We start from the raw sequence: 22418 nt of genomic DNA, 5'->3' as shown, positions 1-22418 counted from the left end.
GGCGCAACCGCAGCAGACCCTCTTGTCAGCCACCGGGTGCGAGCGCCAACAAACTGAAAACATTGACGGAACGGGGAACCGTGCCCGATCTTCTGCACTGACCTCACAGGTCCAGCCGAGGAGACCCGCATGGCGCCAAGACCGACCTCCGAAACCGAACTGATGCTCAAGGGCTATGGCCTGACCACGGCCGAATTCTTCTACCGGATGCCCGACTACCGGAACGTGCTGAACAGCTTCATCTGGCAGGATTACGACATCGCTCCGGACCATCCCCGCCTGTTCGAGTTCATCGAGTTCTGGCAGCGCGAGATCGAGGGGCCGCTCCATTCGGTGCGCTTCACCCACCGCAAGATGATCCGCCCCGGAGAGTGGCGCCACGTGGTGGGCGAGTTCCGGTATCACTGACCGCTCCCCGCGGCTTGATTGGACCTCCGGCCGCCCGCCTGCGATCACCCGCGGACGCCGCCGGAGAGAGCCATGCCCCGCCTGACCCGCCGCGCCGCCCTTGCGGGCGCCGCCTCGCTCCTCGCAGCCCCCGCGCTCGCGCAGCCCTCGCCCTGGGGCGCGGTCGCCGAGGCCGCCCGCTCGCTCGCGCAGCTCCACAGCGTCCTCGTCGCGCTCGACGGCGAGACGGTGCTCGAGCGCGCCTTCCGCGGCCCCGGCCTCGATCGGCCCGCCAACACCAAGTCGGTGTCCAAGTCGCTCGTGGCGCTGCTCCTCGGGGTGGCGATCGACCGGGGCGCGGTGCCGTCCGTCCGCGCCACGCTGGCCGAGGTGGCGCCCGCCCTCGTCCCGCCGGGCGCGGACCCCCGCGTGGGCGCGCTCACGCTCGAGGATCTGGTGACGCTGCGCGCGGGCCTCCAGCCCACGTCGGGGGGCAACTATGCGGGCTGGATCGCCTCGGGCGACTGGGTGCGCGACGCGCTCTCGCGCCCCTTCGTGGCCGAGCCGGGAGGCCGCATGATCTATTCGACCGGCACCACCCACGTCCTCGGGGCTGCGCTCTCCGAGGCGACGGGCCGCTCGCTGCTCGCGCTCGCGCGGGACTGGCTGGGCGGGCCGCTCGGCATCGAGATCCCCGCCTGGACGCGCGACCCGCAGGGCCGCTATCTCGGCGGCAACGAGATGGCGCTCTCGCCGCGTGCCATGCTGCGCGTGGCCGAGATGATGCGCCGCAGGGGCGAGTGGGAGGGGCGCCAGGTCGTGCCCCGCGACTGGGTCGCGGCCAGCCTGCGCCCGGTGACCGGCTCGCCCTTCTCGGGGCTGGCCTACGGCTATGGCTGGTTCCTGCAATCCACGCCGCGCGGGCGCATGGCCATCGCGCGCGGCTATGGCGGCCAGGTGATCGCGGCGATTCCCGGCGGGCGCCTCGCGCTCGCCATCACGTCCGACCCGACGCGGCCCGCCCGCAGCGGCGGCTATTTCGGCGACCTCATGGACCTGATCGGGCGCGAGGTGCTGCCCCTCGCCTAGGCCCCGGCCCCGTTGGCCCGCGCGATCCAGTCGGCAAGGTGGGGGACATAATCCTCCTCCCCCCCGCCGCCCAGGCCCACGGCCAGCGCGTAGCTGTTCTTGGCCGCGCTCGCCATCGTCGTCGCCACCCCGGCGGCGTTCGCCATCCCCTCGAGATAGCGCAGGTCCTTGTGGGCGTTGCGCAAGGTGAAGCGGTGCGCGTTCCGGTCCCCCTCGAGCGCATACCCCATGAAGGTCCGGTAGAAGCCGCAATCCATCCGCCCGTCCCGGATCACCGAATCGAAGGCCGCGACCGTGATCCCGGCCTTGCGCGCCACCGCCAGCGCCTCGGCATAGAGGGCGCCGTAGCCCAGGCTCAGGAAGTTGTTGAGCAGCTTCATCCGGTGCCCCGCGCCGGGCGGCCCCACGCGGATCACGCGCGCGGCAAAGGCGCGCAGGACAGGCTCCAGGCGGGCGAAATCCGCCTCCTCCGCGCCCACCATGACATCGAGCGTCCCCTCCCACGCCTCCTTCGGCGTGCGCGAGAGCGGCGCGTCCACCAGCGCCACCCCCCTGCGCCCCAGATCCTCGCGCAGCCGGTCGGTGCTGACGGGATCGGCGGTCGAGCAGTCCACCACCGCCATCCCCTCGCGCAGGCCCGGCCCCATCGCGGCGACGACCGCCTCGACCTGCGGGCTGCCGGTCAGGCACAGCACCACCACATCCGACCGCCGGGCGAGGTCGGCGGGGTCCGCCGCCTCGACGGCTCCACGCGCCACCATGTCCTCCACCGCCTCGCGCCGGCGATGCGCCAGGACCGTCATGGCGAATCCCTTGGCCAGGAGGTTGCGGGCCATCCCGTGACCCATCAGCCCCAGCCCCGCGAACCCGATCCGTTCCATGCGCACCTCCCTCGGCCTCCGGCGGAGGTAGCGGAGGGGCGGCCCCCGATCCAGCCGCCGCGCCGCTCTCAGGGCGCCGCGCGCATCAGCATCCCGTAGAGGTCGCGCGGATCGTCCGGGTCCGCGATCAGGTCCAGCTCCTGGAACAGCCCCGTCTCGCGTGCCTTCTCGCGCACATAGACCAGCGCGGCGAAGTCCTCGATGGCAAAGCCCACGGAATCGAACAGCGTGATCGCGTCGCGTCCCCGGCGGCCCGGCCTGCGCCCCGCGATCACCTCCCACAGCTCGGTCACGGGATGGTCGGGGTCCAGTTGCTGGATCTCGCCCTCGATGCGCGTCTGGGGCGGATATTCCACGAAGATGTCGGCGCGAAGCAGGATCTCGCGCGCCAGCTCGGTCTTGCCGGGGCTGTCGCCGCCCACCGCGTTCAGGTGCACGCCGGGCCCCACCATGTTGTCCGACAGGATCGTGGCCAGCCGCTTGTCGGCCGTCGCCGTGGTGATGACCTGCGCGCCCAGGATCGCCTCCTCGGCCGTGGCGCAGGGCACGACGCGCAGCCCGCTGCCGTGCAGGTTGCGCGCGCATTTCTCCGTCGCGGCGGGGTCGATGTCCCACAGCCGCACCTCCTCGATCCCCACGATCTCGCGGAAGGCGACGGCCTGGAACTCGGACTGCGCCCCGTTGCCGATCACCGCCATCACGCGCGAGCCCTCGGGCGCGAGGTGCCGCGCGGCCAGCGCCGACATGGCCGCCGTGCGCAGGGCCGTCAGCAGCGTCATCTCCGACAGCAGCACCGGATAGCCCGTGTGCATGTCCGCAAGCAGCCCGAACGCCGTCACCGTCTGCAGCCCCGCGCGCATGTTGCGCGGATGGCCGTTGACGTACTTGAAGCCGTACACCTCGCCGTCCGTGGTCGGCATCAGTTCGATCACGCCCTCGGCCGAATGGGCCGGGATGCGCTCGCGCTTCTCGAAGCTCTCCCAGCGGCGGAAGCTGTCCTCGATCCGGTCCGCGAGGTCGCGCAGCATCGGCGCCAGCCCCACGCGATGGACCAGCCGCATCATGTCGGCCACGCTGACAAAGGGCACCAGCGCGCGGGCGGACGGCGCGGGCACGCGCAGCGCGGGGTCGGGAAGGGCGTTCATGCAAGGCTCCGTGTCGGTCTGTCGAAGATGCGCCGCCCCATCAGCGAGGCAGCGAGGTCCACCATCACCCCCGCGGTCCGTCCGCGCTCGTCGAGGAAGGGGTTCAGCTCCACGAGGTCCAGCGAGGTGACAAGGCCCGAGTCGCACAGCATCTCCATGCACAGATGCGCCTCGCGCAGCGTCGCCCCGCCGGGCGAGGTGGTCACCACCCCCGGCGCGATGGCGGGGTCGAGAAAATCGACGTCCAGGCTCACGTGGAGAAGCCCGCCCTCCTCCTCCACCCGCGCGAGGAAGGCCGCGAGGGGCGCGCGGATTCCGTGCTCGTCGATATGGCGCATGTCGGCGATCAGCGCCTCCGTCCTCTCCAGGGCCGTCCGCTCCGCCGGATCGACGGATCGCAGCCCGATCAGGCCGATGCGCCGGGGCGGGATCGGCGCCGGCATGGGGGGAAAGGCCCCGAAGCCGGGCAGCCCGGCCAGATAGCCGACCGACACCCCGTGCAGGTGACCCGTCTCCGTCGTCTCGGGCGTGTGGAAGTCCGCATGGGCATCGAGCCACAGCAGGAACAGCGGCCGGCCCAGCCGGGCGGCATGGGCCGCCATGGCGCCGACCGATCCCATGGACAGCGCATGATCGCCGCCGAGAAAGACGGGCATCCCCTCCGCGGCGGCCCGCTGCCCCTCGCGCAGCAGGGCGGCCGTCCAGCCCACCGTCTCCGAGAGACCATGCAGGCGCGGATGGTCTCCGGCCTCGGCCGGGTCGGGTTGCAGGTTGCCCCGGTCCACCACGCGGTGGCCGAGCGATTCGAACGCCTCCCGCAGGCCGGCGACCCGGTAGGCGTCCGGTCCCATGAGGCAGCCGCGGCGGCGCTTGCCGCTGTCCACGGGGGCGCCGAGCAGGATGATGGTGTGACGGTCCATGCCCGCGATCTGCCGCCGCCGGGCGGAGGACAAAAGACGCCTTGATGTGCGATACGGGACCGGATTGACCGAATCGGGCACGCAGCATGGACGATCTGGACAGCCGTCTCATCGCAGAACTGCGCCGGGACGGTCGGGCCAGCCTGTCCGATCTGGCGCATGCGCTGGGGGTGACGCGGACGACCGTCCGGGCGCGCCTGCGCCGGCTGATCGAGCGGGGCGAGGTGGCGGGCTTTACCGTCCTGACGCGGGCGGACGTGGCGCAGGCCCCCGTGCGCGGTCTGATGATGCTGGCCATCGAGGGCCGCTGGACCGACCGGGTCATGGCGCGCCTCGGGGGCATCCCCGAGGTGGGGGCCTTCCATACCACCAACGGCCCGTGGGACCTGATCGTGGAGGTTTCCGCCGAAAGCCTTGAGGCATTCGACGAGGCGCTGTTCGCCATCCGCCGAATCGAGGGTGTGGCCCGCAGCGAGACGCATCTTCTGCTGTCCTCGCGCCGGCCGCTTCGCCGGGGGGTCTAGCCGCTCCGGCGCGGGGTCCGTGCCGCGGCCAGCCAGACGAGGACCAGCCCCAGCGACAGGATCGCGTTCCACGAGGCCATGGACAGCCCCAGCCATTCCCAGGTCACCTGATCGCACAGGACGGCCCGGTCGCCCTCGAGCGACAGGAGGTCCGCCCCGCTGAGATTGCCGAGACCCCCGCCGGTGCAGGCGGTCTGCACCGTCCACCAGCCGCGCTCCACCCCGGTATGCAGCACGCCCAGCCCCGCGCTGGTCGCCGCGGCCAGCGCACCCAGCAGCGGCACGACCGGCCCCGAGGTCAGCGCCGCGACAAGCCCCAGGGCCACGGCCACGACATGCGGATAGCGCTGCCACCAGCACATGGGGCAGGGCGGATAGCCCATGGCCTGCCAGTACCAGGCCCCGGCCAGCAGGCCCAGCGAACCGCCTGCCGCCAGAAGGATCAGAAACCCGCGCGGCACGGTCCGGTTCTCCCCCTATGCTCGCCACCAGTGGCTGGCCGACAAGACCCGAGCCGCGCGGCCGGCACAAGACCCCGAACGGGAACCTCCCGGGCGACTCACGGCGTTGAGCGCGCATCTGCCGGATGGAAGAAGGGGAGCACGGCAATGCGGTGGCAGGGACGGCGCGGCAGCAGCAACATCGAGGACCGGCGCCGCATGGGCGGGGGCGGCGGCCGGATCGGCGGCGGGAGGGGCATTGCCGTGGGCGGGGCCGGGGGGCTGGGCCTGCTCGCCATCGTTCTTGTGGGGATGTTCCTCGGCGTGGACCTGACGCCGCTCCTCGACGACGGCAGCGCCGGGCGCACCGGTCCTGCCGCCCCCATCAGCGCGGAGGACGAGCGCCTCGCGCAGATGGTCTCCGTCACGCTGGCCGACACCGAGGAGGTCTGGGCCGACATCTTCCGCCAGGATCTGGGCCTGCCATACGAACCCGTGACGCTTGTGCTGTTCCGCGGCGCCACGCGCTCGGCCTGCGGGGCGGCCTCGCTCCAGACGGGTCCGTTCTACTGCCCCGCCGACCGGCGCGTGTATCTCGACACCGAGTTCTTCGCCGTCATGGAGCGCCGTCTGGGGGCGGGCGGGGACTTTGCGGCCGCCTATGTCGTCGCCCACGAGGTCGGCCACTACGTCCAGGACGAGCTCGGCATCCTCGCCGAATCGCGCCGCGGCCGCCAGCAGGGCGCCGACAGCGCCGCCGTCCGGGTCGAGCTGCAGGCCGACTGCTTCGCCGGCATCTGGGCGCATCACGCCGATGCCCGCTGGGGCATCCTCGAGCCCGGCGACGTCGAGGAGGCGATGAACGCCGCCGCCCGCATCGGCGACGACGCGCTCCAGCGCCAGGGCGGCGGGGTCGTCCGGCCCGAAACCTTCACCCACGGCACCAGCGAGCAGCGCCAGCGCTGGTTCTGGCGCGGCTACGAGGCGGGCGACATCGCCGCCTGCGACACGTTCCGCGCCCGCACCCTCTGAGGGCCGCGTTTGACGCCCCCGGCCCGCCCCGCTAGGGAGAGGGCCGGGCCGGTGTGGCGGAACGGCAGACGCAGCGGATTCAAAATCCGTCGCCCGCAAGGGCATGAGAGTTCGAATCTCTCCACCGGCACCATCTCAGCGCGGCGGCGGCCGCCCCGCGGCCAGGTCCTCGAGGATGGGGCAGTCGGGCCTGTCGTCGCCGTGGCAGGTCGCAGCCAGCCGCTCCAGGGTGGCGATCATGCCTGCGATGGCCTCGGCCCGGCGGCGCAGCTCCGCCACATGGGCCAGCGCCAGCGCCTTGACATCCGCGCTCGCCCGCGTCCGGTCGTCCCAGAGCGCGAGCAGATCCGCGATGCCGTCCAGCGTGAAGCCCAGATCGCGCGCGCGGCGGATGAACCGCAGCCGGTGCAGGTCGGCCTCGTCGTATTCGCGATAGCCGCTCGGCCGGCGCGGGGCAGGGGGCAGCAGGCCCAGGGCCTCGTAGTGGCGGATCATCTTGGCGCTCACGCCGCTCGCCCGGGCGGCCTCGCCGATGGTCAGCGGCCGGCTCACCGCACCCCCTCCGGCAGGGGCAGCGTCCGCAGGCGCAGCGCGTTGCCGAGCACGAAGAGGCTCGAGAGCGCCATGGCGCCTGCCGCGAGCGCCGGCGACAGCAGCACGCCCCAGACCGGCCAGAGCAGGCCCGCCGCGACCGGGATGAGCGCGGTGTTGTAGGCGAAGGCCCAGAACAGGTTCTGCCGGATGTTGCGCAGCGCCGCGCGCGACAGCGCCACGGCCCGGGGAACGGCGCGCAGGTCGCTGCCCATCAGCACGACCTCGGCCGCTTCCACCGCCACGTCCGTGCCCGTCCCGATCGCCACGCCCACATCGGCCTCGGCCAGAGCGGGGGCGTCGTTGATCCCGTCGCCGACAAAGGCCACGCGCAGCCCCTCCGCATGCAGGCGCGCCACGGCCTGCACCTTGCCCTCGGGCGTGACCTCCGCCACCACCTCGTCGAGGCCGACAGCGCGCGCGACCGCATGGGCCGTGCCGCGCGCGTCGCCCGTCACCATGACGACGCGCAACCCCATCCGCCGCAGCGCGGCCACCGCCTCGGCGCTGCCCTCCCGCACCGGGTCCGCCACGCCGAAAAGCGCCGCCGCCTCGCCGTCCACGGCCAGGAACAGCGGCGTGCGGCCCTCGCGGGCGAGGCGGTCGGCCTCGGCCGACAGGCGCTCCGTGTCCACCCCCAGCCGCGCCATGTGCCGCGCCGCGCCGATCTCCACCCGGCGCCCCTCGACCCGGGCCCCCAGGCCGAAGCCCGGCACCGCCTCCGCCTCCTCCGCCTCGGGGATCTCGAGGCCCCGCTCCCGCGCGGCGGCCAGGATGGCCGCGGCGACCGGATGCTCGGAGCGCGCCTCCGCTGCGGCAGCCAGGCGCAACAGCTCCTCCGCCGTCCGGCCGGCCGCGGGGATCAGGTCGGTCAGCACGGGGCGCCCCTCCGTCAGCGTCCCCGTCTTGTCGAGCAGCACGGCATCGACATCGCGCAGCGCCTGCAGCGCGTCCCCCCGGCGGAACAGGATGCCCCCCTCCGCCGCCCGCCCCGTGGCCACCATGACCGAGACCGGCGTGGCCAGACCCATCGCACAGGGGCAGGCGATGATGAGCACCGCCACCGCGTTGACGAGCGCGAGCGTCAGCGCGGGCTGGGGCCCCCAGATCAGCCAGGCCGCGAAGGTCAGCGCCGCGACCGCCATCACCGCCGGAACGAAGCGCCGCGTCACCCGGTCCACCAGCGCCTGGACAGGCAGCTTGGCCGCCTGCGCCGCCTCCACGGTGGCGACGATCCGCGCCAGCGCCGTCTCCGCCCCCACCGCCGTCGCGCGGAACACCAGCGTGCCGGTGCCGTTGACCGTCCCGCCCGTGACGGGGTCGCCGGGTCGCTTCTCGACGGGGATCGGCTCTCCGGTCAGCATCGATTCGTCCACAAAGGACGCCCCCTCGACCACCTCTCCGTCGGTGGCGACGCGCTCGCCGGGGCGCAGCTCGATGAGGTCGCCCACCTGCAGCGCGCTGGTCGGCACTTCCTCCACGCGGCCCGCCCGGCGCCGCCGGGCCATCGACGGACTGAGGTCCAGAAGAGCCCGGATGGCCCCGGATGTGCGCCCCCGCGCCCGCGCCTCGAGCCAGCGCCCAGCCAGAACCAGCGTCACGATCACCGCCGCCGCCTCGAAATAGACGTGCCGCGAACCGGGGGGCAGCAGGTCCGGCGCCACCGTGGCGACGGCCGAATAGCCCCAGGCCGCCAACGTCCCCAGCGCCACGAGCGCGTTCATGTCCGGCGCGCCCCGCCACAGCGCGGGCAGGCCGCGCCGGTAGAAGCGTCGCCCCGGCCCGGCCATCACCGCTCCCGCCAGGCCCATCTGGACCCACCAGGAGGTCCGCATCCCGATCGTCGCCTCGACCCAGTGGTGGAGCGCCGGAACCAGGTGGCCGCCCATCTCCAGCAGGAAGAGGGGCGCGGTCAGCACGGCCGCGACCAGCGCATCCCGCCGCAGCGCCCTCTCCTCGGCGCCCTCCGTCGGTGCTGCCCCTTCCGGGACGAGCGCGCGCGGCTCGTATCCCGCCGCGCGGATCGCCTGCTCCAGCGCCGGCGCGTCCGCCGTCCCGGGCAGCCGCACGACCCGCACTCGCCCGGTCACGAGGTTCGCGCTTGCCTCCCGCACGCCGGGAAGGGCCCGCAGCGCGGCCTCCACATGACCCGTGCAGGAGGCGCAGGACATCCCCTCGACGGCGATCTCCACCGCCTCGGCCGGGACCGCATAGCCGGCCCGCTCCAGCGCCGCCGCGACCGCCTCGGCCGGGATCGGCCCCTCGGCACGGATCTCGGCCCGCCCGGTGGCGAGGTTGGCGCTTGCCTCCCGCACGCCGGGAAGGGCCCGCAGCGCGGCCTCCACATGACCCGTGCAGGAGGCGCAGGACATCCCCTCCACGGGGATCGACAGAGTGGTTTCGGGCGAACGGGTGGCCATGGCAGGTCCTTGCGACGATCGGCCCCCCTCAGGTAGGGCTTCCCACGGTGGGAAGGTCAAGGGGCCCGGCCTTGACGCCGCAGCGGGACGGATGCACGTCGGGAGGCCAGCCGCCCCGGAATGTCCGCCATGATCCGCCTCACCGTCCCCGCCATGACCTGCGCCGCCTGCATCCGCCGCATCACGGCAGCCATCGCCGCCGTCGATCCGGCCGCGCGGGTGGAGGCCGATGCCCCCCGGCGCGAACTGCGCATCGACGGGGCGGCGGCGGCCGGGCCGATCCTGCGCGCGCTCGAGCAGGCGGGCTATCCCGCCCGGCCGCAGGACTAGGCGCTCAGCTCAGCGCGGCGAACCGTTCGACCTGCCGCGTCGGCCCGGACACGATGAGCAGGTCGCCCTCGCGGATCACCGTCTCGGGCCGGGCATAGTCGAAATCGACGCCGGGCCGCTTGACGCCCACGATGGTGATGCCGAACCGCGTGCGCAGCGCCGACTCGGCGAGGCTCCGGCCCACCGCCTCGCGCGGAGCGCGCGTCTTGACGATGGCGAATCCGTCATCGAACTCGATGAAGTCCATCATCTTGCCCGTCACCAGATGCGCGACGCGCTCGCCCATGGCGGCTTCGGGAAAGACGACGTGATGGGCACCCGTCCGCTCGAGGATGCGGCCGTGATTGGGGTTGATGGCCTTGGCCCAGATGTCGGGGACCCCCAGCTCGCTCAGCGCCAGAGTCGTCAGCACGCTCGATTCGATATCCGTGCCGATGCCCACCACCGCGTGGGGGAAGTCCTGCGCCCCGATCTGGCGCAGCGTATCGGTGGTGCTGCAATCGGCCTGCACGACATGCGGCAGCCGGTCGCTCCAGGCCTGCACCAGCGAGGCGCTCTCGTCCACCGCCAGCACCTCGTGGCCGAGCCGGGCGAGCGATTCCGCGACCGCGCCCCCGAACCGTCCCAGCCCGATGACGAGGACGCTGTCCCCGCGGGGGCCGTAGAACCTACCCAACAATCGGTCGCTCCTCCGGATAGCGGTAGCGCAGCGCGCTGGCCCGGAGCGCCAGGGCGGTGGCCACGGTGATCGTTCCCACCCGCCCCGTATACATCAGGACGACGAGGATCACCTGCCCCGATGGTGGCAGATGCGGGGTGATGCCGGTGGACAGGCCCACCGTCGCGGCGGCCGAGATGACCTCGAACAGCACCCGGTCGAGCGAGTAGGGTGTCAGCGCCAGAAGGGCGAGCGTGCCGAACCCGACCAGCAGCACGGCCATGAAGGCCACTGCCAGCGCCTGCCGCTGCGCCCCCGTCCCGATCCGGCGGCCGAAGGCCGAGGTCTCGGGCTCTCCCCGGATCTCGGCCCAGACGACGAAGCCCAGCAGGAAGAAGGTGGTGATCTTGATGCCTCCGCCCGTGCCGGCGCTGCCTGCGCCCACGAACATCAGCATGTCGCTGACGAGCAGGCTCTCGGCGCGCAGGGCGAAGGTGTCCACCGTGTTGAACCCGCCCGAGCGTGTCATCACCGAATGGACCATCGCGTTGAGCGCGCGCGCACCGGGGGGCAGATCGCCCAGCGTGAACGGATTGGTCCATTCGGTGGCCAGGATCGCGCCGAAGCCCAGGATCAGCAGCAGGGCCGAGCCCAGCAGCGTGATCTTGGCATGGACCGACCAGCGCACAGGCTCGCGCCAGCGTTCGCGCAGCTCGTGAAGGACCGGAAACCCGATCCCGCCCAGGATCACGGCCGCCATCACGGGAACCAGGATGACCGGATCGAGCGCAAACCGCATCAGGCTGTCGGAATAGGTGGAGAAGCCGGCATTGTTGAAGGCCGACACCGCATGGAAGACGCCGTTCCACAGCGCCTCGCCCCAGCTTTCGCCATGGGCGAAGCGCAGCCGCGGCACGAGGATCGCCGCCACCATCGTCTGCGCCGCCAGCGTCACCACCAGGACCAGCAGGACCACCGCCCGCACGTCCGACAGCCGGAGGCTCTTGGTCTCCTCCTTGACCAGCAGCCGCCGCGACAGCGGCAGCCGCCGGCTGACCAGCAGGCCGAGCAGCGTTGCCCCCGCCATGATCCCCAGTCCGCCAAGCTGGAACATCAGCAGGATGGCCGCCTGTCCGAACGGAGACCAGTAGCTGCCCGTGTCCACCACCACGAGGCCCGTCACGCAGATGGCCGAGGTGGCGGTGAACAGCGCCGTCACCAGCGGCGCACGCACCCCCTCGGCCGTCGCCGCCGGAAGCGACAGCACGGCCGTCCCTGCGAGGATCGCCAGCACGAAGGCCAGCGGAACCGCGCGGGCGGGGTGGAGCCAGAGCGGCCCTCGCACCGTCTCATCGGACTGCATCATGCCGTCCCGAGTGCTACGGGCGCCGCGCGCCGCAGGCCAGCCGCTTCGCGAACGGGCCGCGATTCGGCGGCCGGCGTTGCATCGGAACCAATGCCGGCGCGCACGCGCGGATTGGTTCCGCGGCGGGGCGGGCGGCAGGCGCGAGATGGGCGCGCAGGGGACCTGTCCCGAATGGCAGGTGTCATTTCCGCGGCAGCAACAATCACGCGTACCCTACAACCAGAGAATGAATCCGTTTCGTCCGCCTTCTCAATGAGGTGGAAATCGCTCCTGCTTCGGCGCGATCGCGGCCCCATTTCGGCCTCATTCGCACCCGTATCCCGCCCCGATCCAGACATTTTTCGCTTTCTGCGCCACAGCTTTGCCCCTATTGCTTGGGGCCAAGTCCGACTGGGGGGCGACCGGCCGCGGGGGCGGCCTGGGACGGGCAGCCGTCCCGAAGGGTCCGGTGGCGGGGCGGTTCGGCCGCCTCCCGTCCGAGCATGGAATGGCGGCGCTGCGCGGAGAGGCTCCCGCGGCGTCCTGATGGGAGCGGGATCACGACGATGAGCAAGCTTGATGGGACCGTTGAGGGCACGGACGGCGACGATCTGATCGATCTCGACTACGCCGGTGATCCCGAGGGCGACCGCGTGGACGACGGGTTTGCCCGGCCCGGCGCCGGTCCCAAGGACGACATCATCCTGGCCTTCCGCGGCGACGACCGCGTTCTCGCCGGGCGGGGCAACGATCTCGTGGACGGTGGCGCCGGGGATGACGACCTCTCGGGCGAGGCCGGCAACGACACCCTCCTGGGCGAGGACGGCAACGACACGCTGTTCGGCGGGACCGGACAGGACCTGCTCTATGGCGGGCGCGGCGACGACCTGATCTATGGCGGCGCCGATCCGCGCCAGCCCGAGGCGGGCGGCGACAGCGCCGACAGCGACGACACGATCTTCGGCGGGGCCGGGAACGACACGCTGTTCGGCGAGGCGGGCAACGACGTCATCTATGGCGGCAAGGGCGAAGACACGATCTTCGGCGGCGCCGACAACGACGTGCTGTTCGGCGGCGCTGGCAACGACACGGTCAAGGGCGGCGACGGCGACGACGTGATCGACGGCGGGGCCGGGGACGACACGCTGTTCGGCGGCGACGGCGACGACGTGATCTTCGGCGGCACCGGCAACGACACGATCTTCGGCGGCTCGGGCCGCAACATCCTTTCGGGCGGCGCCGATCGCGACCTGTTCGTCGGCGGCACCCCCGGCAGCCATGTGGACGGCGGATCGGACGGCGACGACTTCGACACGCTGGACCTGCGCGGCAGCGGCGTGGTGCGGATCGAGTACAACCCCGACGACCCCGAGAGCGGCATCGTGCATTTCCGGGACGGCGGCACGATGACCTTCCACGAGATCGAGAAGGTCATCCCCTGCTTCACCCCCGGCACCCTGATCGCCACCCCCCGCGGCGAGCGCCCCGTGGAGGAGCTGCGCGTGGGCGATCGGGTCATCACCCGCGACAACGGCATCCAGGAGATCCGCTGGGTCGGCCGCAAGGAGATGCCGGGCCGCAGCCTCGTGGCGGCGCCGCATCTGCGCCCCATCCTGATCCGCGCGGGCGCCCTGGGGCGCGGTCTGCCCGAACGGGACATGCTGGTGTCGCCGAACCACCGGATTCTCGTGTCCAACGACCGGACCCAGCTCTATTTCGAGGAGTCCGAGGTTCTCGCCGCGGCCAAGCACCTCGTGGGCAGCCCCGGCATCCATGCGGTGGACGCGATGTCCGTGACCTATATCCACTTCATGTTCGACCGGCACGAGGTGGTGCTCTCCGACGGCGCCTGGACCGAGAGCTTCCAGCCCGGCGACTGGAGCCTCAAGGGCATCGGCAACGCGCAGCGCAGCGAACTGTTCGAGCTGTTCCCCGAACTCAAGACCCCGGAAGGCATCGAAGGCTACACCGCCGCCCGCCGGTCGCTCCGCCGTCACGAGGCGCAGCTTCTGGTGCGCTGAGGCGCCCCGGCCCGTGCGCCCGGGGGCGCGCGCGGGCCACCCTCCGATTCGGACCTCCCGCCCCCTGTCAAGATGTTGCGCAGACCTGCCCCTCACCGCGCGGTGCTGTAACGGCCTGTTAACCTGTCCGCCCCATGGTGGCCCTGCCCGCAAGCAGGAGTCCCCATGCCCCCCGACCGCCAGATCGCCCCCGCCGCCTCGCCCCTCCGGGCGAGGGGCGCGCGCGCCCGGTCAGGCGCGCATCCGTCCCCCGTCGTCCCAGAGCGGCGCCAGATGCACCCGCGCCGGCCGCCGCTCGCCCAGGATCTCGATCTCGACGGGCAGGCCGTCCTCCACCCGGTCGGCGGGCAGGAACCCCATCGCCGCGCTCTGCCCCGTCCAGTGCGAGAACCCGCCCGAGGTGCAGAACCCCACGACGCGCCCCTCCAGCCAGATCGGCTCCCAGCCCACGACATCGGCATCGGCCGCGTCCACCACGAAGGACGCCAGCCGCCTTGCCGGCCCCCGCTCGCGCTCGGCCAGCGCCGCCTCCCGGCCCACGAACCGCGCGTCCTTGCCCAGCCGCACGAAGCGGTCCAGCCCCGTCTCCCCCGGGCTGTAGTCGGGCGAGAACTCGCGCCCCCAGGAGCCGAACCACTTGTCCAGCCGCAGCGACATCATCGCCCGCATCCCGAAGGGGCGCAGCCCGAACTCCTCGCCCGCCTCCCGCAGGACGTGCCACAGGTGGCGTTGGCTCATCGCGTCGCAGAAGATCTCGAAGCCCAGATCGGCCGTGTAGCTCAATCGCTGGACCAGGCAATCGGCCATGCCGACCACCATCCGCCGGCACTCCATGAAACGCAGCGGCACGGGGTCGCGGACGACCCGCGCCAGCAGCTCGGCCGCGCGCGGCCCCGCGATCTGGAAGCCCGTCAGCGTGTCGGAGACGTTCTCGACCCGCACCCCCTCCTCGGCGCGGGCCTCGAACCAGCGCATGTGCCAGCCCTGCGCGCCGTAGCTCGCCGTCAGCATGAACGACTCCGGCCCCAGGCCCGAGACGGTGAAATCCCCCCAGATCCGCCCCGAGGGCGCCAGCATCGGGTTGAGCGCGACGCGCCCCTCGGGCGGGATCGTCCCGGCCAGCAGCCGGTCCAGCCAGTCGCGCGCCCGCGGCCCGGTCACGCGGTACTTGCCGAAGTTCGACAGCTCGTTGATGCCCACGCCCTCGCGGACGGCCCGCACCTCCGCGGCCACCGCCTCCCAGGCGTCCGAGCGCCGGAAGCTCGGCGTCTCGACGCGCTTCTCGCCGGGCCGGGCAAAGTAGTTGACCACCTCCAGCCCGTATTGCTGCCCCCAGACGGCCCCCATCCCGTCGAACAGGTCGTACATGGGCGAGGTGCGGAAGGGCCGCGCCGCGGGGCGCTCCTCGTTGGGGTAGGCGACGGAGAACCGCATCCGGTAGTTCTCGATCACCTTGGGCACGGTGTAGCCCGGCGTGGTCCAGCTGCCGAAGCGCGCGATGTCGAAGCCTCGCGGGTCGCGCTCGACCTCGCCCTCCACCATCCACTGCGCGAGCGCCAGGCCCATGCCGCCGCCCTGGCTGAAGCCCGCCATGACGGCGCAGGCCGACCACAGGTTGCGCATCCCCGGCACCGGCCCGATCAGGGGGTTGCCGTCCGGGGCAAAGGTGAAGGGCCCGTGGATCACGCGCTTGACGCCGGCGCGCTCCAGCACCGGAAAGCGGCGATAGGCAAAGGCCACCGAATCCTCGATCTTCTCCCACTGCTCGTTGAGCAGCTCGTGCCCGAACTCCCACGGCGTGCCGTCCACGGCCCAGGGCTCGCAGGGCTGCTCGTAGAAGCCGATGCAGAGCCCGCGCCCCTCCTGCCGCAGGTAGGACTCGCCGCCGGGGTCCATCACGTGCGGAAACTCGCGCCCCGATTCGAGAAGGGCCACGATCTCCGGCACGTCGTCGGTGACCAGGTACTGGTGCGCCATGGGCAAAAGCGGCCCGTAGACGCCCGCCATGGCGAAGACCTCGCGCGCCCACAGGCCCGCGGCGTTGACCACGTGCTCGGCGTGGATCGGGCCCTTCTCGGTCTCCACCGTCCAGGTGCCGTCCGCGCGCGGCTTCAGGCCCGTGACGCGGTTGTGCAGCACGATCTCCGCGCCACCCATCCGCGCGGCCCGGGCATAGGCGTGGGTGGTGCCCGACGGGTCCAGGTGCCCGTCCAGCGGGTCCCACAGCGCGCCCAGCAACCCGTCCGTCTCGACCAGGCCGTCGGTGCGCTCGCGCACCTCCGCCGGCGTCAGGATCTCGGTCTCGAGGCCCATGTAGCGATGCTTGGCCCGCTCGGCCTTCAGCATGTCGAGCCGCTCGGGACTGTCGGCGAGCGTGAGGCCCCCCACATGGTGCAGACCGCAGCTCAGCCCCGTCATCGCCTCCAGCTCGCGGTAGAGGCGGATCGTGTAGCCCTGCAGCGCGGCCATGTTGGTGTCGCCGTTCAGCGTGTGGAACCCCCCCGCCGCATGCCAGGTCGAGCCCGAGGTCAGCTCGGATCGCTCCAGAAGCATCACGTCCGACCAGCCGAGCTTGGTCAGATGGTAGAGGACCGAGCAGCCGACGACGCCGCCCCCGATCACGGCCACGCGGGTGGTGGTCTTCATCGCATTCCCCTGCGCCTGTTTCCGCCCCCTCTACCGGTGACGGGGCAGGGGAGACTTGCCACGGAGCGACAGGTTGCGTCGGTTCCGGCGTCAGGGAATGATGCGCGTGTACTTGGTGCCTTCGAGCGTCGCCCCGAGTCGCAGCCCCGACTGGGCAAAGACCACGGCGATCACGGGCGAGAGCGAGGTGGTCGTGTCCGCGCGCAGCACCTCGCCCCGGTCGTTGATCGCGTATTGCAGGTTGGCGCCCGCTGCCCAGCCGGGCGAGGTGCGGAATTCCATCAGCGCCTCGGGCGTCATGAAGTAGAGGGCGTGACTGTATTGCTGCGCCCCGATCTGGAGGCCGGCCGAGGCCGCGGTGGCGGCGTAGTAGTCCACGGTCGTTCCGCCGACCCGCAGTGCGCCGGTTCCGTATGCCCCCCCCAGGCCCAGCCCGGCCTCGGTGATGAGCGGCATGACCAGCACGCCCGCCGCCCGGTCGCTCAGGTCGCGCGTGCCGGGATAGTTGCTGTGGAGGAAGTTCAGCGCCGCATCCACCCGCGCGTCGATGGTCGCGGCACCGCCGGACCCGATGGGATTGGCGCAACCGGCCAGCGCGAGCGCGCCGACAGCGGCGCCCAGCATGGCGCGTCTGGAGAGATTGGTCATGGTCACCGCCCGATCACGACAAGGCCTTGTTGCCGGCCCTTCTGGCCGGATCATAGGGCAGGACCGTCTCCCTTGTCACGCCTCCGGTGGAACGGTCGGCGTGCTTCAGCCGGAGAGCAGCCGCGCCGCCTCGGGGGCGAAATAGGTGAGCACCCCGTCGCAGCCGGCCCGGCGGAACGCGATCAGGCTCTCGAGCATCGTGCGTTCGCCGTCCAGCCAGCCATGGGCCGCGGCCGCGCGCAGCATCGCGTATTCCCCCGACACCTGGTAGGCAAAGGTGGGAACGCCGAACGCCTCCTTCACGCGCCGGCAGATGTCGAGATAGGGCATGCCCGGCTTGACCATGACCATGTCCGCCCCCTCCGACAGGTCGCGGGCGACCATGCGCAGCGCCTCGTCGCCGTTGGCGGGGTCCATCTGGTAGGTGGCCTTGTCCCCCCGCAGGGCGGCCGAAGCGCCCACCGCGTCGCGGAACGGCCCGTAGAAGGCCGAGGCGTATTTCGCCGCATAGCTCAGGATCGTCACGTCCCTGTGGCCTTCGGCCTCGAGCGCGCGGCGGATGGCGCCGATGCGGCCGTCCATCATGTCGGAGGGCCCGAGGATGTCGGCGCCCGCCTCGGCCTGCGCGAGCGCCATGCGGACCAGCGCCTCCACCGTCTCGTCATTGGCCACGCTGCCCCCGCGCAGGAAGCCGTCGTGCCCGTCGATGTTGTAGGGATCGAGCGCGATGTCCGTCATGACGGCAATCTCCGGCACGGCGTCCTTGATCTCGCGGATGGCCCGGTTGGGCAGGTTCTCGGGCGACCAGGCGGCTGCACAATCGGCCGTCCGTTCTGCCATCGCGGTATAGGGAAAGAGGCAGAGGGCGGGAATCCCGAGCCCGCGCGCCTCGCGCGCCGCCTCCACCGCCCCGGCGATGCTCCGGCGATGCACCCCCGGCATGGAGGCCACGGGCTCGCCGTCCTCGCCTGCGGTGAGAAAGATCGGCCAGATCAGGTCCGCCGGCGACAGGCTCGACTCGCGGACCAGGGCGCGCAGGGCAGGGCTGCGACGCAGACGGCGGGCCCGGAAAAGGGGAAAGGGGGCAGGGGTCATGGGCGCTCTCCGCAGGACCGGCGCGCACCGGCCACAGACCGGTGCCGTCGCACGGAAACGCGACGGCCTCAAGGCTGGGCAACCGCCGCGGGAGAGGCTAGGTTGACGGAACGAAACGGGGACAGCGCAGGGCGGATCGGCGGTGAGCTTCACGCGAACGGTGTTCGAGGTCATCGATTTCCGGTCGTTCTCGAACCTCTGGTTCTGGATCATGCTGGCCGTCATCTGGTCCTCGGCGAGCCATTGGGTGCTGGGGGTGCCCTTCGACATGATCCAGCGGGCCCGCCGCCACGGGGGAGAGGCGCTGGCGGATCTGGAAACGCTTGTCCGCATCAACGTGGACCGCATCCTCTACATCGCGCGGACGGCCGGACTGCTCCTCGCCGGGTTCGCGGCCTTCGTGCTGACGTCGCTGGCGATCCTGGCCTTCTGGTACCGGATCGAACTCGCGCAGGCGGTGGTGCTCATCGCGCTGCCCATCACCCTGGTCGGGGCGATGAGCCTTTCGGCCGCCCACCGCATTGCCGTCGAGGCCCCGCAGGGCGAGGCGATGATGCGGCGGCTGTCGCGTCACCGCTTCTGGGTGCAGGTGATCGGCATGATCTCCATCTTCGTGACCGCCATGTACGGCATGTATCAGAACCTCGTGGCGGTCTACGGGATCTGGCGCTGACGCTCCGGGCCGTTGACAGCGCCCTGCGGCGCGGTAGGTGCAGCCGCATGGCTTCTCCCCGGTTCATCACCGTCGGCGGCGCGCCCGAGGGGTTCGACGCGCGCCTCGTGCTCCAGGAGGCGGCCCGGTCGGGTCGGCCGGTGGTCCATGTCGCGCGCGACGATCGCCGGCTGGCGGCGATGCGCGCGGCGCTGGCCTTCTTCGACCCGTCGGTGCCGGTGCTGGCCTTCCCCGCCTGGGACACGCTGCCCTATGACCGCGCCTCTCCCAACCCCGAGATCGCCGCCGCGCGGATGGCGACGCTCGCGGCGCTGGCGCACGGGGTGCCAGACCGGCTCGTGGTGCTGACGACGCTCAACGCCGCCACGCAGCGCGTTCCCGCGCGCGGGCTGCTGCGCGAGGCCGCGTTCAGCGCGCGTGTCGGAGACCGGGTGGACGAGGGGGCCCTGCGCGCCTTCCTGTCGCGCATGGGCTTCAGCCAGAGCCCTACCGTGACCGAGCCCGGCGACTACGCCGTGCGCGGCGGGCTGATCGACGTCTGGCCCCCCGGCCACGAGGCGCCGGTGCGGCTCGACTTCTTCGGCGACACGCTGGACGGCGCCCGCCGCTTCGACCCCGCCACCCAGCGCACGACCGAGAAGCTCTCGGCCGTCGAGCTGGCCCCGGTCTCCGAGGTCATCCTCGACGACGAGGCCATCGCCCGCTTCCGCCAGGCCTATCGCGCCGAGTTCGGCGCCGCCGGTACGGACGACCCCCTCTACGAGGCGGTCAGCTCGGGGCGCAAGCATGCGGGAATGGAGCACTGGCTGCCCTTCTTCCACGACCGGTTGGAGACGCTGTTCGACTACCTTCCCGGCGCCACGGTGACGCTCGACGACCAGACCGACGCCGCGCGAGAGGCGCGCTGGTCCGCCGTCCAGGACGCCTACGAGGCGCGCCGCGCCGCCCTGCGCGAGCGCGGACGGCTCGATTCGGTCTACAAGCCCGCGCCGCCCGGCCTGCTCTATCTCGACGAGGCGGGCTGGACCGCCGCGCTGGGCGACCGGCGGGTGCTGCGCTTCCATCCCTTGCCCCAGCCTTCGGGGCCGGGCGTGATCGATGCAGGGGGGCGGATCGGCCGCAACTTCGCGCCCGAGCGGCAGGCCGAGGGGGCCTCGCTCTTCGGGGCGCTCGCAGCCCATGTCCGCGCGCGGCTGGAGCACGGGCCGGTCGTGCTGGCAGCCTATTCCGAGGGCTCGCGCGAGAGGCTGACCCACCTCCTCGAGGAGGAGGGCGCGGGCGAGGCGATCCCGGTTCCCGACTTCTCCCGCGTGGGCCGCCACGGCATCCACGTCGCCGTCTGGCCGCTCGAACAGGGGTTCGAGGCCGAGGGCCTGACGGTGATCGCCGAGCAGGACGTTCTCGGCGACCGCCTGATCCGCCAGACGCGCAAGCGCCGCCGGGCCGAGAACTTCCTGACCGAGGCTCAGAGCCTCAGCCCCGGCGACCTCGTCGTGCACGTCGATCACGGGGTGGGGCGGTTCTTGGGCCTCGAGACGGTGCGCATCGCCCAGCCCGGCGCGCGCGGCGAGGGGCCGCCGCACGAGTACCTCATCCTCGAATATGCCGACAACCAGCGCCTCGGCCTTCCGGTCGAGAACATCGAGCTGCTCAGCCGCTTCGGCCACGAGGAGGGCCTGCTCGACAAGCTGGGGGCAGGGGCCTGGCAGGCGCGCAAGGCCCGCCTCAAGGAGCGCATCCGCCTCGCCGCCGAGCGGCTGATCCGCACCGCGGCCGAGCGCGCGCTGCGCAAGGCGCCCGAGCTCGACCCGCCCGAGGGAATGTGGGACCAGTTCCTCGCGCGCTTCCCCTATGCCGAGACGGACGACCAGCTTCAGGCCATCGAGGACGTCCTGACCGACATGGCCTCGGGCCAGCCGATGGACCGGCTCGTCTGCGGCGACGTGGGGTTCGGCAAGACCGAGGTGGCGATCCGCGCGGCCTTTGTCGCCGCCATGTCCGGCGTGCAGGTCGCCGTGGTTGCACCCACGACGCTTCTCGCGCGGCAGCACTTCAAGACCTTTGCCGAGCGGCTCCGCGGCTTTCCGATCGAGGTGCGCGCCCTGTCCCGCTTCGTGTCCGCGCGCGAGGCGGCGCAGACGCGCGAGGGTCTCGCCAAGGGAACCGTGGACATCGTGGTGGGGACCCACGCGGTGCTGGCCAAGGGGGTGCGCTTCGCCAATCTCGGCCTTCTCGTGATCGACGAGGAGCAGCATTTCGGCGTCGCCCACAAGGAGCGGCTCAAGGAGATGCGTTCGGACATCCACGTGCTGACGCTGACGGCGACGCCAATCCCGCGCACGCTGCAGATGTCGCTGTCGGGCGTGCGCGACCTGTCGGTGATCGCGACGCCGCCCATCGACCGGCTGGCCATCCGCACCTATGTCTCTGAGTTCGATACCGTCACCATCCGCGAGGCCCTGCTGCGCGAGCATTACCGCGGCGGCCAGAGCTTCTTCGTGGTCCCCCGCATCGCCGACCTGCCCGACATGGAGGAGTGGCTGCGCCGCGAGGTGCCGGAGGTCAGCGTCGTCGTGGCCCACGGCCAGATGGCGGCAGGCGAACTCGACGACCGGATGAACGCCTTCTACGACGGAAAGTTCGACGTGCTGCTGGCCACGACGATCGTGGAATCGGGCCTCGACATCCCGACGGCCAACACGCTGGTGGTCTGGCGGGCGGACGCGTTCGGGCTGGCGCAGCTCTACCAGATCCGGGGCAGGGTGGGCCGCTCCAAGACGCGCGCCTATGCCTATCTGACCACCCGCCCGCGCCAGCGCCTGACGCCGCAGGCCGAGCGGCGGCTCAAGGTGTTGGGCTCGATCGACTCGCTCGGGGCCGGGTTCCAGCTCGCCTCGCAGGACCTCGATATCCGGGGGGCGGGCAACCTTCTGGGCGAAGAGCAGTCGGGCCAGATCCGCGAGGTGGGGTTCGAGCTCTACCAGCAGATGCTGGAGGACGAGATCGACCGCCTGCGCGCCGGCCGCGGCGAGATGGTCGAGACGGGCGACCAGTGGGCGCCGCAGATCAACCTCGGGGTGCCGGTGCTGATCCCGGAGGAGTATGTGCCCGACCTCGACGTGCGGCTGGGCCTCTATCGTCGCCTGGGTGCGCTCTCTACCAAGGTGGAGCTGGAGGGTTTCGCGGCCGAACTGATCGACCGCTTCGGCCCCCTCCCGCGAGAGGTGAACACGCTCCTGCTGGTGGTGCGGATCAAGGCCGCGTGCCGGCGCGCCGGTGTGGCCAAGCTCGATGCAGGGCCCAAGGGCGCCACGGTGCAGTTCCATCAGGATCGCTTTGCCAATCCGGCCGGTCTGGTCGAGTATCTTCAGGCGCAGGAGGGCAGGGCGCGGATCAAGGACAACAAGCTGATCGTTCTGGGCGACTGGAAGACCGAAGCCGAGCGGATCAGGGCCGCATTCGGCATCGTCCGGGATCTGGCCGAGAAGGCGCTGCAGGCGTCGCGTGCGCCCGAGACCGCCGATGCCGGGATCGGCGGCGACAGGCGCATCCGGCGCTGAGGGTGCGATTGCG

Annotated in this window: 19 protein-coding genes and 1 tRNA gene; 9 read left to right on the top strand and 11 right to left on the bottom strand. The window is 71.9% G+C overall.

Translation table 11 applies throughout. The annotated features are described in order from the left end of the window. Positions 1–129: 129 nt before the first annotated feature. A complete protein-coding gene (locus GT358_RS08955) occupies positions 130–408 on the top strand; it encodes an usg protein (protein ID WP_166582269.1) in 279 nt (92 codons plus the stop codon). A 72-nt stretch (positions 409–480) separates the two neighbouring features. Next, positions 481–1476, top strand: a complete 996-nt coding sequence (locus GT358_RS08950; RefSeq protein WP_166582268.1) for a serine hydrolase — start codon at positions 481–483, stop codon at positions 1474–1476. Here GT358_RS08950 and GT358_RS08945 read toward each other — a convergent pair. Genes GT358_RS08945 through rocF form a run of 3 tightly spaced genes read right to left on the bottom strand, consistent with a single transcriptional unit; the run spans position 1473 to position 4422 of the window. After that, positions 1473–2411 (bottom strand): NAD(P)-dependent oxidoreductase, encoded by a 939-nt coding sequence (locus tag GT358_RS08945; protein ID WP_256371816.1) that lies wholly within the window; start codon positions 2409–2411, stop codon positions 1473–1475. The genes GT358_RS08950 and GT358_RS08945 overlap by 4 nt on opposite strands. A 14-nt stretch (positions 2412–2425) precedes the next feature. Further along, entirely contained in the window at positions 2426–3502 is a 1077-nt protein-coding gene (locus GT358_RS08940; RefSeq protein WP_166582266.1) for an ornithine cyclodeaminase, read from the bottom strand. Further along, on the bottom strand, positions 3499–4422 hold the full coding sequence (gene rocF / locus GT358_RS08935; RefSeq protein ID WP_166582265.1) for an arginase: 924 nt from the start codon (positions 4420–4422) through the stop codon (positions 3499–3501). Before rocF ends, GT358_RS08940 begins: the two co-directional genes overlap by 4 nt. A gap of 86 nt (positions 4423–4508) precedes the next feature. On the opposite strand from rocF, the gene GT358_RS08930 reads away from it, so the two are divergent. Next, the gene (locus tag GT358_RS08930) at positions 4509–4946 is read left to right on the top strand and encodes an Lrp/AsnC family transcriptional regulator (protein ID WP_166582264.1); all 438 of its coding nucleotides are present in this window, start codon (positions 4509–4511) and stop codon (positions 4944–4946) included. Here GT358_RS08930 and GT358_RS08925 read toward each other — a convergent pair. After that, positions 4943–5407 carry a disulfide bond formation protein B gene (locus tag GT358_RS08925; protein ID WP_166582263.1) on the bottom strand — a complete coding sequence of 155 codons (465 nt, stop codon included), beginning with the start codon at positions 5405–5407 and terminating at the stop codon, positions 4943–4945. The genes GT358_RS08930 and GT358_RS08925 overlap by 4 nt on opposite strands. 147 nt (positions 5408–5554) lie before the next feature. On the opposite strand from GT358_RS08925, the gene GT358_RS08920 reads away from it, so the two are divergent. Next, entirely contained in the window at positions 5555–6418 is an 864-nt protein-coding gene (locus tag GT358_RS08920) for a neutral zinc metallopeptidase (protein ID WP_166582262.1), read from the top strand. Positions 6419–6465: 47 nt separating this feature from the next. After that, positions 6466–6551 (top strand) — tRNA-Leu (locus tag GT358_RS08915). Positions 6552–6553: 2 nt separating this feature from the next. Here GT358_RS08915 and cueR read toward each other — a convergent pair. Both cueR and GT358_RS08905 read right to left on the bottom strand, forming a co-directional pair. Further along, positions 6554–6958, bottom strand: a complete 405-nt coding sequence (cueR, locus tag GT358_RS08910; protein WP_208103446.1) for a Cu(I)-responsive transcriptional regulator — start codon at positions 6956–6958, stop codon at positions 6554–6556. A gap of 8 nt (positions 6959–6966) precedes the next feature. After that, complete coding sequence (locus GT358_RS08905; RefSeq protein WP_166582260.1) at positions 6967–9429, bottom strand: heavy metal translocating P-type ATPase; 2463 nt, start codon at positions 9427–9429, stop codon at positions 6967–6969. Between the two features lie 129 nt (positions 9430–9558). Here GT358_RS08905 and GT358_RS08900 point away from each other — a divergent pair, with 129 nt between their 5' ends. Further along, positions 9559–9759 (top strand): heavy-metal-associated domain-containing protein, encoded by a 201-nt coding sequence (locus tag GT358_RS08900; protein ID WP_166582259.1) that lies wholly within the window; start codon positions 9559–9561, stop codon positions 9757–9759. A gap of 4 nt (positions 9760–9763) precedes the next feature. Here GT358_RS08900 and GT358_RS08895 read toward each other — a convergent pair whose 3' ends face one another. Together GT358_RS08895 and GT358_RS08890 are read right to left on the bottom strand one after the other, a co-directional pair. After that, positions 9764–10435, bottom strand: coding sequence for a TrkA family potassium uptake protein (locus GT358_RS08895; protein ID WP_208103431.1), 672 nt, complete (start codon positions 10433–10435; stop codon positions 9764–9766). Beyond that, a complete protein-coding gene (locus GT358_RS08890) occupies positions 10428–11783 on the bottom strand; it encodes a TrkH family potassium uptake protein (RefSeq protein WP_208103430.1) in 1356 nt (451 codons plus the stop codon). Before GT358_RS08890 ends, GT358_RS08895 begins: the two co-directional genes overlap by 8 nt. Positions 11784–12328: 545 nt before the next feature. Between GT358_RS08890 and GT358_RS08885 the strand changes: the two genes are divergently transcribed. Then, positions 12329–13783 carry a Hint domain-containing protein gene (locus GT358_RS08885; protein ID WP_243730798.1) on the top strand — a complete coding sequence of 485 codons (1455 nt, stop codon included), beginning with the start codon at positions 12329–12331 and terminating at the stop codon, positions 13781–13783. Positions 13784–14014: 231 nt separating this feature from the next. Here the strand turns inward: GT358_RS08885 and GT358_RS08880 are convergent, their stop codons facing one another. The 3 genes from GT358_RS08880 to hemB all read right to left on the bottom strand — a co-directional run bounded on the left by GT358_RS08880 (position 14015) and on the right by hemB (position 18172). After that, the gene (locus GT358_RS08880; protein WP_166582256.1) at positions 14015–16429 is read right to left on the bottom strand and encodes an FAD-dependent oxidoreductase; all 2415 of its coding nucleotides are present in this window, start codon (positions 16427–16429) and stop codon (positions 14015–14017) included. A gap of 90 nt (positions 16430–16519) precedes the next feature. Further along, a complete protein-coding gene (locus GT358_RS08875; RefSeq protein ID WP_166582255.1) occupies positions 16520–17077 on the bottom strand; it encodes a YSC84-related protein in 558 nt (185 codons plus the stop codon). A 105-nt stretch (positions 17078–17182) separates the two neighbouring features. Continuing rightward, on the bottom strand, positions 17183–18172 hold the full coding sequence (gene hemB / locus GT358_RS08870) for a porphobilinogen synthase (RefSeq protein WP_166582254.1): 990 nt from the start codon (positions 18170–18172) through the stop codon (positions 17183–17185). 142 nt (positions 18173–18314) lie between these two features. Here hemB and GT358_RS08865 point away from each other — a divergent pair, with 142 nt between their 5' ends. Further along, a complete protein-coding gene (locus GT358_RS08865; protein ID WP_166582253.1) occupies positions 18315–18845 on the top strand; it encodes a component of SufBCD complex in 531 nt (176 codons plus the stop codon). A 47-nt stretch (positions 18846–18892) separates the two neighbouring features. Next, positions 18893–22405: a transcription-repair coupling factor gene (mfd, locus tag GT358_RS08860; protein WP_166582252.1), complete on the top strand. Its 3513-nt coding sequence runs from the start codon at positions 18893–18895 to the stop codon at positions 22403–22405. Positions 22406–22418: the final 13 nt, after the last annotated feature.

Origin of the sequence: Rubellimicrobium sp. CFH 75288 (genome assembly GCF_009904055.1) — a bacterium.
Classification (GTDB): domain Bacteria; phylum Pseudomonadota; class Alphaproteobacteria; order Rhodobacterales; family Rhodobacteraceae; genus Rubellimicrobium.
This window is presented reverse-complemented; position numbering and strand designations above follow the sequence as displayed.